Origin of the sequence: Salmonella sp. 32100201201700099SM, assembly GCF_017572645.1 — a bacterium.
Lineage (GTDB): Bacteria > Pseudomonadota > Gammaproteobacteria > Enterobacterales > Enterobacteriaceae > Salmonella > Salmonella enterica.
Map to the genome: position 1 here is coordinate 589,646 of NZ_JAGERQ010000001.1, position 16,558 is coordinate 606,203.

At 51.2% G+C, this 16,558-nt stretch carries 15 protein-coding genes; 5 read left to right on the forward strand and 10 right to left on the reverse strand.

The window, feature by feature from the left end:
• Positions 1–41: 41 nt before the first annotated feature.
• The 5 genes from ftsI to mgrB form a co-directional block, all read right to left on the reverse strand.
• Complete coding sequence (gene ftsI, locus J4685_RS03005; protein WP_000730309.1) at positions 42–1,787, reverse strand: peptidoglycan glycosyltransferase FtsI; 1,746 nt, start codon at positions 1,785–1,787, stop codon at positions 42–44.
• Positions 1,788–2,006: 219 nt separating this feature from the next.
• Positions 2,007–2,216: a transcription antiterminator/RNA stability regulator CspE gene (cspE, locus tag J4685_RS03010; protein WP_001062678.1), complete on the reverse strand. Its 210-nt coding sequence runs from the start codon at positions 2,214–2,216 to the stop codon at positions 2,007–2,009.
• A gap of 12 nt (positions 2,217–2,228) precedes the next feature.
• A complete protein-coding gene (locus J4685_RS03015; protein ID WP_001537930.1) occupies positions 2,229–2,372 on the reverse strand; it encodes a DUF2627 domain-containing protein in 144 nt (47 codons plus the stop codon).
• A gap of 648 nt (positions 2,373–3,020) precedes the next feature.
• Positions 3,021–3,308, reverse strand: a complete 288-nt coding sequence (locus J4685_RS03020) for a YebO family protein (RefSeq protein ID WP_011233027.1) — start codon at positions 3,306–3,308, stop codon at positions 3,021–3,023.
• A gap of 70 nt (positions 3,309–3,378) precedes the next feature.
• On the reverse strand, positions 3,379–3,522 hold the full coding sequence (mgrB, locus tag J4685_RS03025) for a PhoP/PhoQ regulator MgrB (RefSeq protein ID WP_000714547.1): 144 nt from the start codon (positions 3,520–3,522) through the stop codon (positions 3,379–3,381).
• Between the two features lie 157 nt (positions 3,523–3,679).
• Here mgrB and yobH point away from each other — a divergent pair, with 157 nt between their 5' ends.
• Complete coding sequence (gene yobH / locus J4685_RS03030; protein WP_001239776.1) at positions 3,680–3,919, forward strand: invasion protein YobH; 240 nt, start codon at positions 3,680–3,682, stop codon at positions 3,917–3,919.
• A gap of 211 nt (positions 3,920–4,130) precedes the next feature.
• Here yobH and kdgR read toward each other — a convergent pair whose 3' ends face one another.
• On the reverse strand, positions 4,131–4,922 hold the full coding sequence (gene kdgR, locus J4685_RS03035) for a DNA-binding transcriptional regulator KdgR (RefSeq protein ID WP_001262210.1): 792 nt from the start codon (positions 4,920–4,922) through the stop codon (positions 4,131–4,133).
• 175 nt (positions 4,923–5,097) lie between these two features.
• On the opposite strand from kdgR, the gene J4685_RS03040 reads away from it, so the two are divergent.
• Complete coding sequence (locus tag J4685_RS03040; RefSeq protein ID WP_000416142.1) at positions 5,098–6,471, forward strand: MFS transporter; 1,374 nt, start codon at positions 5,098–5,100, stop codon at positions 6,469–6,471.
• A gap of 47 nt (positions 6,472–6,518) precedes the next feature.
• Here J4685_RS03040 and htpX read toward each other — a convergent pair whose 3' ends face one another.
• From htpX to J4685_RS03060, 4 genes are all read right to left on the reverse strand, one after another.
• Positions 6,519–7,400: a protease HtpX gene (gene htpX, locus J4685_RS03045; protein WP_000984498.1), complete on the reverse strand. Its 882-nt coding sequence runs from the start codon at positions 7,398–7,400 to the stop codon at positions 6,519–6,521.
• Between the two features lie 193 nt (positions 7,401–7,593).
• Complete coding sequence (prc, locus tag J4685_RS03050) at positions 7,594–9,642, reverse strand: carboxy terminal-processing peptidase (RefSeq protein WP_001091231.1); 2,049 nt, start codon at positions 9,640–9,642, stop codon at positions 7,594–7,596.
• Between the two features lie 19 nt (positions 9,643–9,661).
• Positions 9,662–10,348: an RNA chaperone ProQ gene (gene proQ / locus J4685_RS03055; RefSeq protein ID WP_000431401.1), complete on the reverse strand. Its 687-nt coding sequence runs from the start codon at positions 10,346–10,348 to the stop codon at positions 9,662–9,664.
• A 97-nt stretch (positions 10,349–10,445) separates the two neighbouring features.
• Entirely contained in the window at positions 10,446–10,943 is a 498-nt protein-coding gene (locus J4685_RS03060) for a GAF domain-containing protein (protein ID WP_001518229.1), read from the reverse strand.
• Between the two features lie 128 nt (positions 10,944–11,071).
• Between J4685_RS03060 and yebS the strand changes: the two genes are divergently transcribed.
• The 3 genes from yebS (at position 11,072) to rsmF (ending at position 16,474) form a co-directional block, all read left to right on the forward strand.
• A complete protein-coding gene (gene yebS / locus J4685_RS03065) occupies positions 11,072–12,355 on the forward strand; it encodes a membrane integrity lipid transport subunit YebS (RefSeq protein WP_001207289.1) in 1,284 nt (427 codons plus the stop codon).
• Positions 12,324–14,957, forward strand: a complete 2,634-nt coding sequence (locus J4685_RS03070) for a PqiB family protein (protein ID WP_001529852.1) — start codon at positions 12,324–12,326, stop codon at positions 14,955–14,957. Before yebS ends, J4685_RS03070 begins: the two co-directional genes overlap by 32 nt.
• A gap of 77 nt (positions 14,958–15,034) precedes the next feature.
• Positions 15,035–16,474, forward strand: coding sequence for a 16S rRNA (cytosine(1407)-C(5))-methyltransferase RsmF (gene rsmF, locus J4685_RS03075; RefSeq protein WP_011233026.1), 1,440 nt, complete (start codon positions 15,035–15,037; stop codon positions 16,472–16,474).
• The last annotated feature ends 84 nt before the right edge of the window (positions 16,475–16,558 follow it).

The window sequence follows — 16,558 nt, forward strand, 5'->3', positions numbered from 1 at the left end:
AGGGCGCAAGTGTAACGCGAATTGCGCCCCGGGAAAATCCTTTACGAGCCCGGAACCGCAACGTGGCTGCCATGCATCACCAGAAGGTGATCTGAATCGGCTGGCATACCGTCTGGCTCAACATTTTCCAGCCGCAGCACATCGCCCATGATCTGGCTGAATACGGGCGCAGATACCGCGCCGCCATAATAAGCCCCGTTTTGCGGATTATTAATCACCACCACCAGCGCAAATCTGGGGTTACTTGCCGGCGCGACGCCTGCGGTATATGCCACATACTTATCGACGTATTTACCATCATCGCCAATTTTTTTCGCCGTCCCGGTTTTGACCGCAATACGGTAGTCTCTTACTGCGGCTTTTGTTCCGCCGCCGCCAGGCAACGCGACGCTCTCCATCATATGTTCCACCTCGTGCACCAGTTCTTCCGGCATTACCCGCGTGCCGATCACGGGCGGATCAACTTTGGTGATCGATAACGGACGGTAGATACCAAAGCTGCCAATCGTGGCATAAACATGCGCCAGTTGCAGCGGCGTCACCATTAATCCATAGCCAAAAGCGAAGGTAGCGCGATCTAAATCACTCCAGTAACGGCGTTTCGGTAATAACCCGCTGCTCTCTCCGGTGAGACCCAGTCCGGTAGGCACGCCGAAACCAAAGCTTTTATAAGTATCCATTAATTTCTGCACCGGCATCGCCAGAGAAAGGTGAGAAACGCCGGTATCGCTGGATTTTTGCAAAATGCCGGTTAATGTCAGTTCCGGATAGTAACCGACGTCGCGGATACGGTGTCCATCGAGAGTAAAAGGATGGGTATCGATAACGCTGTCCGGCTGCACGATGCCCTGCTGTAACGCAGTCATAATGACCAATGGCTTCACAGTAGAACCGGGTTCGAAGGTGTCGCTAATCGCGCGGTTACGAAAATCGTCCAACTGCGCGCCTTCACGGTTGTTCGGGTTGAAATCCGGGTAGCTCGCCATCGAGAGAATTTCACCCGTTGGGATGTTAATCAATACGGCAGCGCCGGATTCCGCTTTGTTCCAGATGACGGCGTTATCCAGCGCATCTTCGGTAACCGTTTGCAGACGTTCATCAATGCTAAGCTGAAGTTCATGAGCAGGAACCGGATTCACTTCCGTAATGTTCTCAATAACGTGACCAAATTTATCTTTGCGCACCAATCGGGAGCCCGGTTTTCCCGTCAGTTGCGCGTTAAAGCTCTTTTCAATACCTTCTATTCCCTGCCCGTCGATATTGGTAAAGCCGATCAAATTGGCCGCTACGTGTCCGGCAGGGTAAAAACGGCGCGACTCTTCCCGCAGGTTAATACCCGGTAGATTCAGTTTATCTATCCATTCGGCTTGCTGGGGTGAAACCTGGCGCGCGAGGTAGATAAAACGACCTGCCGGGTTACTGTTTACCCGTTCCGCAAGCGTACTGAGAGACAGATGTAAGGCGCTGGCCAGCGCCTGCCAGCGCTCATTGTAGCCAACGCCGCCTTTGCTTATGATAGTTTTCGGATCGGCCCAGACAGCATTAACCGGAACGCTCACCGCTAAGGGCCGCCCTTCTCTGTCGGTGATCATGCCGCGTGGAGAGGCCGTGGTCACTTCACGAAGCGAGCGCATATCTTCTTGTTTCACCAGTTTCGACGGCGTAACAATTTGCAGCCATGCCACCCCCCCTAACAACAATGCCATACTGAGCAGAATGGCAGTGCAAAGTAGTGCAAAACGTATGGGTGTAAAATTACGGGTATCGCCGTCGCTTTTCTTTTTCACTTGATCTCCAGCCGAATCATTTTTCAGGTGATTGATTTAACGGGAAACGGACGGAAAAACCAGAAAAAACAATGCTAATAACATCGCGCCTTTGCAACAAATCGCTAACGAGAGCGCATCCAGACACATTTTGAAAGATATTGAATTAAAAAGCCCCGCTTTTAGCGAGGCTTTATATCTGAGGCTGACGCGACAAACGCATCAAATCAGTGGTGTCGATCAGATAGCTGTTACGTTAACAGCAGCCGGACCTTTCTGGCCGTCCTGAATTTCGAACTCAACGTTCTGGCCTTCAGCCAGAGTTTTGAAACCATTGCCCTGGATAGCGGAGAAGTGTACGAACACATCTTTGCTGCCGTCAGCCGGAGTAATGAAGCCAAAACCTTTGGATTCGTTGAACCACTTAACTTGACCTTTAATCTTTGCCATTTGCAAAATTCCTTAGAGTGTTTTCTTTGCCCGTAGGCATAACATAGATAAAACTGAGACATTACTGCTTGAGGCACTAATATAAGGTTCGGCAGAGAAGCGGTATTCAACGTCAACGTGTTTACTCAGGACTTCTTTACTGAAAATGCCACACATAAACAGAACTGTACCTCGTTTAACCCAAAGCCTGTTATCACATACAACGTTAATTATGGCAAGCCATTTTTAAACGTGTCTCGATCCGTCGCACAAATTACGAGAACCTTCACAAATTGACAGCACGTTTATGCAACAAAATTGCGAAAGATATATCCTCACGCGCTGACGGACTCCTGACAACGTCACTGCTGAAAAGCCATTTTTCTACCATAGCTCAATAACTTCGCTTCTTCCAGTGCATCAAATCACATTTAAAAGCTGTATTTTTCATATCACTTTTTATGCTGAGTTATGCATAAATTGTCACAATGATAAAAAACACCTTTTAATCAAAATAATAGAAAAGGAAAGCGATTTTCGACACCGCTTTTTGTGATGTTCTGCGTCTTTACAGAATGCCTTAAAATAATGAACAAACAATGACAATCCATAAAGAGAGAGAAACGTTTCGCTTTTAATAGAGAATGAGCGGTATCACAAAAATGCTATATGTCCATTTGTTATACATATAAAACTATGTTGCATATAAAGCCATATATTAGGTAAGGTGTTGATGCTGTAGTATCAGTTGCAAACGGCAACGCGGAGAGATCCGACGGGGAAATGGGGCGTATGGCACTGGCGCCATTTGCGCCCCGGTAAGCATTATCGTTCTGCAACCAGACGAATGATGTCCTCATCCTCTTTTGGTTCGCTTGCCGCTGTTGTGGGTTCCGCTTCTTTTTCTGGTTCGTTTGCTTCGCAAAGACGGCGTAACAACGCGTTTTGCCGCTTCTGTTGATCCAATAACGCTTCGAGCAATTCTATCTGCTCGTTGGCACGGGAACTTGCCCGGTTGACAAAGAACCAGAGCGCCAGCCCCACCACCAGAACCACCATTGATACTATTAAAGATGCAAGAGAAAACGCACCAGAGTTTAAAACGTCGTTCATTTCACCACCTCAATGTAGAGACGTCATTCTACCACTGCTACACGGGAAGGAAATCTCTGGTGTAAAACGTTTACCAGGGAATAAATTTATTGATGGCGCAAATACCGCTGAAAAATTGTACATCCTGATCGCACATGATATTAAACACCTGCGCCCACAGCAACAGGCATACTACCACCACGATGCCGAGAACGACCCATCGAAATTTTTTCACTCCACTCTCCGATCTTACATCTTATGTCGCTAAATTATCATGAGTTACTTAAACCAGGAGTAACTGTAGCGGCATTATATGTTTTTAGGAATGATTCACTTGTTTCAATCAATGTACACGCTACTCTTATTCTAACTAAAAAAGAAAAGAGGTAGTAATGCGTTTGAGCATTCGCGCAATTGTATTGTTTGCCCTGGTGTGGATAGGCCTGCTGATGAGCGGCTATGGCGTCCTGGTGGGAAGTAAAGTGAACGCTGCGGGGCTGGTTTTACAGTGCCATTACCTGACCGCACGCGGCACCAGCACGGCGCAATATCTCCATACCAACAGCGGCATAATTGGCTTTTCCGACTGTCCCATTTTCAGAAAAATCGCCACCGTGGTGGATAATGGCTAAGCGGCAATAAATAATTTCACAGTGAAACTATCACCAATAATTCCCCTATATTGGCTGTTGTTCATAAGTACTGTTAAATAATATTTTAATAACCGTTAAATAAGCCGACAGATATTATCTACTTTTACGATTTCATCCCACCCGATGTTATAAAAAAAGCAGCTACATTTTTCGCAGCTGCTTTTTTTTAACGTCATGCTAATAACGTTGCTTAGAAGGGATAATCGTTGTAACCCATTTGCTCAGAAATTTTACGCGCGGCGGCGTGTAACATAGCCACATATTCCTGTAGGCGTTCTTCTGAAAAACGCAGCGTCGGGAACGAAATGCTTAACCCTGCGATGACTACGCCAAAACGGTCAAATACCGGTACGCCGATACAACGTAACCCTTCCTCCTGTTCTTCGTTATCTTCACCGTAGCCTTGCGCACGCACTTCATCCAACAGCGGCAGCAACGCTTCAGTGCTGGTAATCGTGCGTCCAGTGCTTTGCTTATACTCTACGCCGTCGAGAATCTGCTTAACCTCATCACGGTCGCGCCAGGCCAGAAGCACTTTACCGATGGCCGTACTGTACAGCGGATTACGACGCCCAATACGTGAGTACATACGCAGATTGTACATAGAGTCAATTTTATGGATATAGACAATGCTGTCTTCATCCAGCGCGCCAAGATGGATAGTTTCTTTTGTCAGACGAGACAGTTCGCGCATCTGAATGTCCGCACTGCGGATGAGATCAACATTTTGCAAAGCTCGCGCGCCCAGCTCAAACAGCTTTAGCGTCAGAGAGTATTTTTCAGACTCCCCCTCCTGAGCCACGTAGCCCAGCGTTTTCATGGTTTGCAAAAAGCGATAAACGGTGCTTTTCGACATCATGACGCGCTGCGATAGCTCGGTAATCCCTATTTCACGCTCTTCACCCAGCACCTGCAGAATGCCGAAAACTTTCAGCACAGAAGATACAGAATCAGGCTGCTTATCCAGATCTGCGTTTGCCATTTATCACCTCATTACGAGCGTTTTATAAAATTCAGAACGAGTTTTTATTATAATTTCACGCCAGGTCGCCCGCAATCCATCTTTGCTTACTTCGTTACAAATCTACGACATAACAACTCAGTATTAATGCTAACATTATTATTCAGCTCATAATTCCCCTTATTACAAAATACTTATGGAAAAAACACGGGCCGATGGCCTGCCCCTCCCGCAGAGATACGGTGCTATCCTGACGATTATTATCGGTATTTCGATGGCGGTTCTGGATGGCGCAATCGCTAATGTCGCGCTGCCAACCATTGCGACTGATTTACATGCCTCCCCTGCCAGCTCTATCTGGATTGTCAATGCGTACCAAATCGCCATTGTCGTCTCACTGCTTTCCCTGTCTTTTTTAGGCGACATGTTTGGTTATCGCCGGATCTATAAATGTGGTTTAGTGGTATTTCTGCTTTCATCATTGTTTTGCGCGCTTTCAGACTCGCTGCAGATGCTGACGCTGGCGCGCATCGCGCAGGGATTTGGCGGCGCGGCGCTAATGAGCGTAAACACGGCGCTGATTCGTCTTATCTACCCCCAGCGTCATCTGGGACGAGGCATGGGAATTAACTCTTTTATCGTCGCAGTCTCTTCCGCCGCGGGTCCGACGATCGCCGCGGCGATTTTGTCCATCTCATCATGGAAATGGCTGTTTCTGATTAATGTCCCGTTAGGTATCATCGCGTTAATTCTGGCCATACGCTTTTTACCAGCAAACATCGCCCATGACACTAAGCCGCGCTTTGACTTACCGAGCGCGGTAATGAATGCGCTCACATTTGGCCTGCTGATTACCGCATTGAGCGGCTTTGCCCAGGGACAGTCGCTAACGTTGATTGGCGCAGAGCTGCTCGTTCTGGTCGTGGTCGGGTTTTTCTTCGTGCGCCGCCAGCTTTCTTTGCCCGTCCCTTTGTTACCCATCGACTTGTTACGCATTCCGCTTTTTTCACTCTCGATCGGCACGTCAATTTGCTCGTTCTGCGCGCAAATGTTAGCCATGGTCTCGCTACCTTTTTATCTGCAAACCGTGCTGGGCCGTAGCGAAGTAGAAACCGGCCTGTTATTGACGCCCTGGCCGCTGGCAACGATGGTGATGGCGCCGCTGGCGGGATACCTGATAGAACGTCTTCATGCCGGTTTGCTGGGGGCGCTGGGAATGGTGATAATGGCAGCCGGGTTGTTTGCGCTGGTCATGTTGCCAGGCTCCCCCTCCGATCTGAATATTATCTGGCCGATGATCCTTTGCGGCGCAGGGTTTGGCCTGTTCCAGTCGCCGAATAATCACACCATTATCACTTCCGCGCCGCGTGAGCGCAGCGGTGGCGCCAGCGGGATGCTGGGCACGGCGCGACTGTTAGGCCAAAGTACTGGCGCCGCGCTGGTAGCACTGATGTTGAACCAGTTTGGCGATAGCGGTACGCATCTTTCTCTGCTCGCAGCGGCGATCCTGGCGACTCTCGCGGCGGTGGTGAGCGGTTTACGTATTACGCAACCACGCGTTCAGGCGTAAAAAAAGCGCGTCATTCGACGCGCTTTTCATACTTGTCAGTGGGCTTATTATTTCAGGTACTCACCGCTACGCAGCGCTTCAATGCGTTTATCCAGCGGTGGGTGCGTCATAAACAGCTCGCTTAACGATTTCGATTTACCGTTAATACAAAACGCCATCATGCTGGTCGCTTCTTGCGGCTCGTAGCTGGTTTTCAGGCGCTGCAACGCGGCAATCATTTTTTCACGGCCCACCAGCTTCGCCGATCCCGCATCGGCATGAAACTCACGGTAACGGGAGAACCACATGGTGATAATGCTTGCCAGAATACCGAAGACCAGTTCCAGCACCGTCGCAACGGCGAAATAGATTAGCGGATTACCGTTACTTCCTTCGCCTTCATCACGGTTGCCGCCCAGAAAACCAGCAGCAATTTGCGCGATAATGCGCGAAATAAAGATAACGAAGGTGTTAACCACCCCCTGAATCAACGTCATCGTCACCATATCGCCATTGGCAATATGGCTGATTTCATGCGCAATGACGGCTTCCGCCTCGTCAGGGCTCATATTTTGCAACAGACCGGTGCTCACAGCGACCAATGAGGCGTCACGGCGTGCGCCCGTCGCAAACGCGTTAATGTCCGGCGCATGGTAGATAGCAACCTGCGGCATGGCGATACCAGCCTGGCGCGCTTGCGTTGCTACGGTGTTCATCAACCAGCGTTCTCTTTCATTGCGAGGCTGTTCAATAACTTCCCCTCCTACGGATTTTAACGCCATCCATTTGGACATCAGCAATGAAATAAAAGAACCGCCAAAACCAAACAGCAGCGCCATGATCAGCAAGCCTTGCACGCTGCTCGATTGTATCCCTGTCAGGCTCAGAACCAGCCCGAAAACGACCATCACGGCCAGGTTCGTCAGCAGGAAGAGCGCGATTCGCATCATAATTTTCTTTTAACCTCAATTTAACAAAGCGCACTATGCGATTACCCACATCGTATGGGTCTTATGGCTATTTTCAAGCATCACCAGGCGGTAAGTCACGAGAAAAACACAACTTTACATTTTGTAGCATTATCCTGACGACTTCTGCGCTTGTTAAAAAAAAACAGGCACAATTTTTTGTGCCTGTTTAGCGTTACTTATCGGCTGCCGCCTGCTCCGCTGGTTTTTCTTTTTCAAGATGCGCCAGGTCCAGAGCAATCTTCACCGTTTCATCAAGGTATGGGTCCGGCTCCTGGTAATCCTTTGGCAGATCGTCCAGTTTCTTCAGCAACGGTTTACCCTCACGTTTAAACCGATCGTTAATACGCGCCAGACGCAGAGCGTCTTCTTCATTGTTCTCTTTCTCACGCTGCGCATAATTCAGAGAGACGATGTTGCGCTTATCCTTCATGGCATTGAAACGTGCGATATCCTTCATGATGTACTGAAACTCAGGATCTTTGGCGATACGCGCGTTGTGCTCTTTTAATAATTCCGGGCCAAACGGGGCCAAATCGTCCGATTTCACGTACTTCGCCGCATCAATGCTATCCCACGGCAAGGCGTTATCTTCAAATTTTTCTCCGGTTTCCGTCTCTTCATTGCCAGTCGGCATGATGATATCCGGCGTGACCCCTTTACGCTGCGTACTACCGCCGTTGACACGGTAGAACTTCTGAATGGTGTACTGCACCGAACCCAGCGCAGGCCATTCCGGGCGGAGCATCTGATCGTAAATTCGGTTTAGCGAACGATATTGCTGTACCGTCCCTTTACCGAAGGTTGGCTCACCGACAATCAGCGCGCGACCATAATCCTGCATCGCGGCAGCGAAGATTTCCGATGCCGAAGCACTGAAACGATCGACCAGCACCACCAGCGGGCCTTTGTAGTAGACCACGCCGTCGGTGTCGCTATCCTCACGCACTTTACCGTTATTGTCGCGCACCTGAACTATCGGACCAGAAGGGATAAACAGACCGGAAAGCGAAACGGCTTCCGTCAGCGCCCCACCGCCGTTTGAACGCAGATCGATAACGATGCTGTTAACATTCTGTTTTTCCAGCTTCTGAAGCTGAACTTTGACATCATCGGTCAAGCCAACATAGAAGCCTGGAATATCCAGTACGCCAACTTTTTCCTTGCCGACGGTTTTCACCGACATTTTAACCGCGCGATCTTCAAGACGAATCCGTTCACGCGTCAGCGTGATAATACGCGTTTTCGTCCCTTTGCCAGCCGGCAGTATTTCCAGTCGAACCTTGCTGCCTTTTGGCCCTTTGATCAGCGCCACCACATCGTCAAGACGCCAGCCAATGACGTCGACCATCGGTTTTCCGGCCTGCCCTACGCCGACGATACGATCGCCGACGCTAATCGACTTGCTCTTCGCTGCTGGGCCGCCGGCGACCAATGAGTTAATGACAGTGTAATCGTCATCCATTTGCAGCACCGCGCCGATACCTTCCAGAGACAGGCTCATTTCGGTATTAAACTGCTCGGTATTGCGGGGAGAAAGATAATTCGTATGCGGGTCGATTTCACGCGCAAAAGCGGTCATCGCCAGCGAGAACACATCTTCACTGTTGGTCTGCGCCAGGCGGCGAATAGCGAATTTGTAGCGACGCGTCAGCGTTTCGCGAATTTCTTTGTCGCTCTTGCCGATGAGTTTCAGACTGAGCTCATCGAATTTCACTTTACCATCCCACAGCGCATTTAGCTCAGCCTCATCTTTCGGCCAGGGCGCTTTACTGCGGTCCAGGTTAAACGTATCGTTTCCGGTGAAATCCATTGGCCGTTCCAGCACTTTTAGCGCGTACTGGTAACGTTCAAACCGGCGCTTTTGCGCCAGGTTATAAAGATCGTAAAAAACATCCAGCTTACCCGTGCGCAGCTCATCGCCCAACACGGTTTTCTTTTTCGCAAACTGCTCGACATCGCTCGCCAACAAAACGTTGTGGCTATAGTCGAGAAGATTCAGATAGCGATCAAAAATCTTTGCCGAAAATGCCTCATCCAGATCGAACTGGCGATAGTGGGAGCGGGTAAAACGCGACGTTACGCGCTCGCTCACCGTCGCATGTTGCGTCTCTTCCTTTAGTACGGGAATTTGATCGGCACGCGTAATATCTTCCACGGCGAAGGACTGGCCTGCTAATGCAAGCAGGCCAGCTAACGCGGTAAGCCTAAAAAAAGTGTTCATGCCAGGCCTGGCCTCCGTTTCAGAACACCAGGTGTTCTGCGCGTACAATCAAAGACATACCCGAATTCAGCTGTACACGGACACCATCTTTGGTGATTTCTAATACGGTGGCATCCATCGCATTATTACCCGCTTTCACCTTGAGGGACTGCCCTACGGTCAATACTGAAATATCAGAAACCGGCGTGTGCTTCTCTTCGCGAGGCGCACGCGGCGCTTTCGTCGTCGGTTTATCAGCGCGAGGTTTACGTTCAGCGCCTTCTTTACGACGCGCTACCGGGCGAGGTTTACGCTCGCGTCGCGGCGCGTCTTCTTTTTCGCCAGCCGCTGCGGCAGCTTCGCGTTTTTTCGCTTGCTGCTCTGCGCGCTGCGCCTGAACACGGGCTTTGGCTTCTTCAAGCTGCTTACGCGCATGTTCGACATGCTGTTCTTCCAGCTCGCCGCACGGATTGCCATCAAGGTCGACGCGCGTTGCGCCCGGCTTAACGCCGTACAGGTAACGCCAGCTTGAAGTATAAAGACGTAAAGCGGAACGAAGTTGCGTTTTGCTGAGGTTCATTTCGCCCCCAACTCGCTCTACCAGATCCTGAAAAATACCAATTTTCAGCGGGCGAGCTTCGCCTTCCGCACTAAAACAGTGAGGAAAACGCTCGGCCAGAAACGCGATAACTTCTTTACTGCTATTCAACTTAGGTTGATTTTCCATGAAATTTCCTGATTACAACGGACGTAGCCAACAAGCAGCAGGCATGAACAGGCGTCATTATAATGACGCCATCAGTAATTGCTACGTTATCCGTTGATTATCCTGCGACGCTCGCAAAGAATTTTTTGTAATCCGTCGTTGCAAGCACGGTTTCAAGCTGTGCGACCAGCGTACGCAGGCCGTGTTCATCTTCTTCGGTAAAACGGCCAAACGCCGTGCTATCTATATCCAGCACGCCGATAATCCGTTCCCCAACCGTGACAGGCAGCACAATTTCGGCGTTGCTGGCGGCATCACAGGCAATATGGCCGTCAAACGCATGAACATCATCAATACGTTGAACCTTATTCTGCGCTACCGCTGCGCCGCACACGCCGCGACCAACCGGAATCCGCACACAGGCGATTCGCCCCTGAAACGGCCCCAACACCAGCGTATCGCCTTCGAGGAGATAAAATCCCGCCCAGTTCACCTCGGTAAGACGTTCGAACAGTAGCGCGCTGGTATTCGCCAGCGTGGCCAGAAAGCTGGTTTCACCTGCCATTAACGACTGAAAATCGCGGTTTAACGCCGCGTATAGTTCTGTTTTGCTCATTATATAATCACTCCGTGGTCTTACTCCTAAACACAGGCTATTAAAATAAGCATTAAATGCGTTCTTGCTCAAGATTATTCCTGTCATGAGTTAAGATTACATTATTCTAACACTTTGATTCACGATACATGGCTCTGAACACCTCACACGTCACGCCAACAAAAAAGCTAACGTTCAGGTCAATTAGCGAAGCGCTGCCGCGCAGCCACTACCAGCGCTGCCCTGAATGCGACATGCTGTTCAGCTTGCCGGAGATGAGCGCTCATCAAAGCGCTTATTGTCCTCGTTGCCAGGCCAAAATTCGCGATGGGCGCGACTGGTCGCTGACGCGGCTGACCGCGATGGCGGTAACCATGCTGCTATTGATGCCGTTTGCCTGGAGCGAACCGTTACTCCATATCTACCTGTTGGGCGTACGCATTGATGCCAATGTGATGCACGGCATCTGGCAAATGACGCAGCAGGGCGATCCGTTAACCGCCGCAATGGTGCTCTTTTGCGTGATGGGCGCGCCGCTTATTCTCGTTTTTTCAATTGCTTACCTGTGGTTTGGCAGCCTCCTCGGCATGAATCTGCGTCCAGTCCTGCTGATGTTGGAAAAACTGAAAGAGTGGGTGATGCTGGACATCTATCTGGTCGGTATTGGCGTTGCCTCTATCAAAGTGCAGGACTATGCCTTTCTGCAGCCGGGCATCGGGCTTTTAGCGTTCGTCTCGTTGGTGGTTCTTAGCATTCTGACTATGATTCATTTGAATGTGGAGCAACTATGGGAACGATTTTATCCGCAGCGCCCTGCTCAACGTGCGGACGAAAGATTGCGCGTCTGTCTTGGCTGCCACTTTAGCGGCTATCCGGATGCGAAAGGACGCTGCCCGCGTTGTCATATTCCGCTACGGTTACGCAGAAAACAGAGCATACAGAAGTGTTGGGCGGCCTTGCTGGCGTCTATTGTCTTTTTGCTGCCGGCAAACCTGCTGCCTATCTCGGTAATCTACATTAATGGCGGGCGTCAGGAAGATACTATCCTGTCGGGCATTATGTCGCTTGCCAGCAGCAATATCGCCGTCGCCGCCGTCGTTTTTATCGCCAGTATTTTGGTGCCGTTTACCAAAGTCATCGTGATGTTTACGCTACTGTTGAGTATCCATTTTAAATGCGAACAGGGACTGCGGACGCGAATTCTGTTGCTGCGTCTGGTGACATGGATAGGCCGCTGGTCGATGCTGGATCTTTTCGTTATCTCGTTAACCATGTCTCTGATTAATCGCGATCAGATTCTGGCTTTTACTATGGGACCGGCTGCGTTTTATTTCGGCGCAGCGGTAATTTTGACTATTCTTGCAGTGGAATGGCTGGATAGCCGCTTACTTTGGGATGCACATGAGTCAGGAAACGCCCGCTTCGAAGACTGAAGCGCAAATTAAAACCAAACGCCGTATTTCACCTTTCTGGCTGCTACCGCTTATCGCGCTAATGATCGCAGGGTGGCTAGTATGGGATAGCTACCAGGATCGCGGCAATAGCGTGACTATCGATTTTATGTCGGCGGATGGTATCGTGCCAGGCCGGACTCCCGTGCGTTATCAGGGAGTAGAAGTCGGCACCGTGGAAGATGTCAGTCTGAGCAAAGATCTGCGCAAAATTGAAGTTCGCGTCAGTATCAAATCAGATATGGAAGATGCGTTGCGCGAAGAGACGCAATTCTGGCTGGTGACGCCCAAAGCCTCGCTGGCGGGCGTTTCCGGCCTGGATGCGTTGGTCGGCGGGAATTACATCGGTATGATGCCAGGTAAAGGCAAGCCCAGAGATCATTTCGTCGCCCTGGATACACAGCCTAAATACCGGCTTAGCAACGGCGATCTGATGATTCATCTCAATGCGCCGGATCTCGGTTCGCTTAATAGCGGTTCACTGGTCTATTTCCGTAAAATCCCTGTCGGACGGGTGTATGACTATTCGATTAACCCTAACAAACAGGGCGTGACGATTGACGTTCTGATTGAGCGACGGTTTACCGATCTGGTGAAAAAAGGCAGCCGTTTCTGGAATGTCTCCGGCATTGACGCCGATCTAAGCCTGAGCGGCGCGAAGGTGAAACTGGAGAGCCTCGCGGCCCTGGTCAATGGCGCGATTGCGTTTGATTCGCCGGACAATTCCAAACCCGCCGCCCAGGATGACACGTTCGGCTTATATAAAGATTTAGCCCACAGCCAACGAGGGGTAATCGTTAAACTTGAGCTGCCCAGCGGAGACGGTCTGAAGGCGGAATCTACGCCGCTCATGTACCAGGGACTGGAGGTGGGTGAGCTTTCTAAACTGACGCTCAACCCTGGCGGTAAAGTCACCGGAGAGATGACCGTCGATCCCAGCGTTGTTCCGCTGATGCGGGAAAATACGCGCATTGAGTTACGCAATCCCAAACTGTCGCTAAGTGACGCGAATATCAGTTCGTTGTTAACCGGAAAAACCTTCGAACTGGTGCCGGGCGACGGCGAACCGCGCAGTGAATTTGTGGTGGTGCCGGGTGAAAAAGCCCTGCTGCATGAGGCGAATGCCTTAACCCTGACGCTGACGGCCCCGGAAAGTTACGGCATCGAACCGGGCCAGCCGTTAATTTTACATGGTGTAAAAATTGGCCAGGTCATTGAGCGCAATTTATCCAGTAAAGGCGTGTCATTCACCGTCGCGATTGAACCGCAGCACCGGGATTTGGTACAGGGCGACAGTAAATTCGTGGTCAACAGCCGGGTGGATGTCAAAGTCGGCCTTGACGGCGTAGAGTTCCTCGGCGCCAGCGCCAGCGAGTGGATTGACGGCGGAATTCGTATTTTACCCGGTACGAGCGGGAAGATGAAATCCACCTACCCGCTCTATGCTAACCTGGAAAAAGCGCTGGAAAATAGCCTCAGTGACTTACCGACTACCACCTTAACGCTGACGGCCGAAACGTTGCCGGATGTCCAGGCAGGTTCCGTCGTGCTGTATCGAAAATTTGAAGTAGGCGAAGTCATCACCGTTCGCCCACGCGCCAATACCTTTGACATCGACCTGCATATTAAGCCGGAGTATCGCCACCTGTTAACCAGCAATAGCGTGTTCTGGGCGGAAGGCGGCGCGAAAGTGCAACTTAACGGCAGCGGCCTAACGGTACAGGCCTCGCCACTCTCCCGCGCGCTGAAAGGGGCCATTAGTTTTGATAACCTGAGCGGCGCCAGCGCCAGTCGGCGCAAAGGCGATAAACGCATTCTTTATGCTTCAGAAACTTCCGCCCGCGCGGTAGGCGGACAAATTACGCTGCACGCGTTCGACGCCGGAAAATTGGCGGAGGGGATGCCCATTCGTTACCTCGGTATTGATATCGGTCAGATCCAGACGCTGGAATTGATCACCGCACGTAATGAAGTGCAGGCAAAAGCCGTACTTTATCCGGAGTACGTACAGACATTTGCCCGCGCCGGGACACGTTTTTCCGTTATTACGCCACAAATTTCCGCGGCGGGCGTCGAGCATCTGGATACGATTCTCCAGCCCTATATTAACGTTGAGCCAGGACGCGGCGCGGCACGGCGCGACTTTGAACTGCAGGAAGCCACGATTACCGACTCACGCTATCTGGATGGGTTAAGCATCGTCGTGGAGGCGCCAGAAGCAGGCTCGCTTAATATTGGCACCCCCGTCCTGTTTCGCGGTATCGAAGTAGGAACCGTCACCGGAATGTCCCTGGGGTCGCTCTCCGATCGCGTGATGATCACCTTGCGCATCAGTAAGCGTTACCAATATCTGGTGCGTAATAACTCCGTATTCTGGCTTGCCTCCGGCTATAGTCTCGACTTTGGTCTGACAGGCGGCGTGGTGAAAACGGGGACATTTAATCAATTCATCCGTGGCGGTATCGCCTTCGCTACTCCACCAGGTACGCCGCTGGCGCCAAAAGCGCAAGCCGGTAAGCATTTCCTGTTACAAGAGAGCGAACCGAAAGAGTGGCGTGAATGGGGTACCGCTCTGCCACGTTAAACACCAGGCTCCGGCGTACTCGCGCCGGAGCGTTTTATGCTACACTGCGCGCCTGTTTTTTTGCCGGCGATACACCTGTGGCTCAACACGCTGTCTATTTTCCTGACGCTTTTCTGACGCAAATGCGTGAAGCAATGCCTTCCACGCTCTCTTTTGATGAATTTATTTCGGCCTGCCAACGCCCGTTGCGCCGCAGTATACGCATCAATACGCTTAAAATATCCGTGGCTGATTTCCTTGCCCTAATCGCGCCCTACGGCTGGTCGCTCACGCCAATTCCGTGGTGTCATGAAGGATTCTGGATCGAGCGCGATGATGAAGAGGCATTGCCGCTTGGCAGTACCGCTGAGCATTTAAGCGGCCTGTTTTACATTCAGGAGGCCAGTTCGATGCTGCCGGTCGCGGCCCTGTTCGCCGATGATAATCATCCGCAGCGGGTCATGGATATGGCAGCGGCGCCTGGCTCCAAAACCACGCAGATCGCTGCCCGCATGGGGAACCGCGGCGCCATTCTGGCCAACGAATTTTCGGCCAGCCGCGTCAAAGTTCTGCACGCTAATATCAGCCGATGTGGAATCGCCAATACCGCGCTGACGCATTTCGATGGCCGCGTATTTGGCGCTGCGTTACCGGAGATGTTTGACGCTATCCTGCTGGATGCGCCCTGCTCTGGCGAAGGCGTAGTACGTAAAGATCCTGATGCGCTAAAAAACTGGTCGCCAGAAAGCAATCTGGATATCGCGGCGACACAGCGGGAACTGCTCGACAGCGCTTTTCATGCTTTACGACCCGGCGGCACGCTGGTCTACTCCACCTGCACGTTAAATCGCCAGGAAAACGAAGATGTCTGCCTCTGGCTGAAAGAGACCTACGCCGACGCCGTTGAATTTTTGCCGCTGGGTGATTTGTTTCCTGACGCTGACCGCGCCCTCACCCCGGAAGGCTTCCTGCACGTCTTCCCGCAAATTTACGACTGCGAAGGATTCTTCGTCGCACGTCTGCGTAAAATGTCATCCCTTCCAGCCATGCCCGCGCCGGGGTATAAAGTGGGGGCGTTTCCTTTTACCCCCCTCAAAGGCCGCGAAGCATTAAACGTTACCCAGGCGGCCAACGCCGTCGGACTGCTATGGGATGAAAATCTCCATCTTTGGCAGCGTGAAAAAGAGGTCTGGCTGTTCCCGGCAGAGATTGAATCACTGATCGGAAAAGTCCGTTTTTCCCGGCTCGGTATTAAGCTGGCCGAAAGTCATAATAAAGGCTATCGCTGGCAACATGAGGCGACGATAGCCCTTGCCTGCCCGACTCATGCTCACGCGTTCGAACTTTCTGCGCAAGAGGCGGAGGAGTGGTATCGTGGTCGGGATATTTATCCGCAAACACCCCCTGCCGCTGATGATGTCCTGGTGACGTTCCAGCATCAGCCGCTTGGTCTGGCAAAACGTATCGGCGCCAGAATAAAGAACAGTTACCCGCGTGAACTGGTGCGGGATGGCAAACTCTTTACTGGTAATAGCTAAAAGCGCACAAAAAAACCGCACTTTTTGACTGGCGCTTTTGCGTACGTTGACTACGCTGAAAAATGGACGGCTAAACTGGTCGTA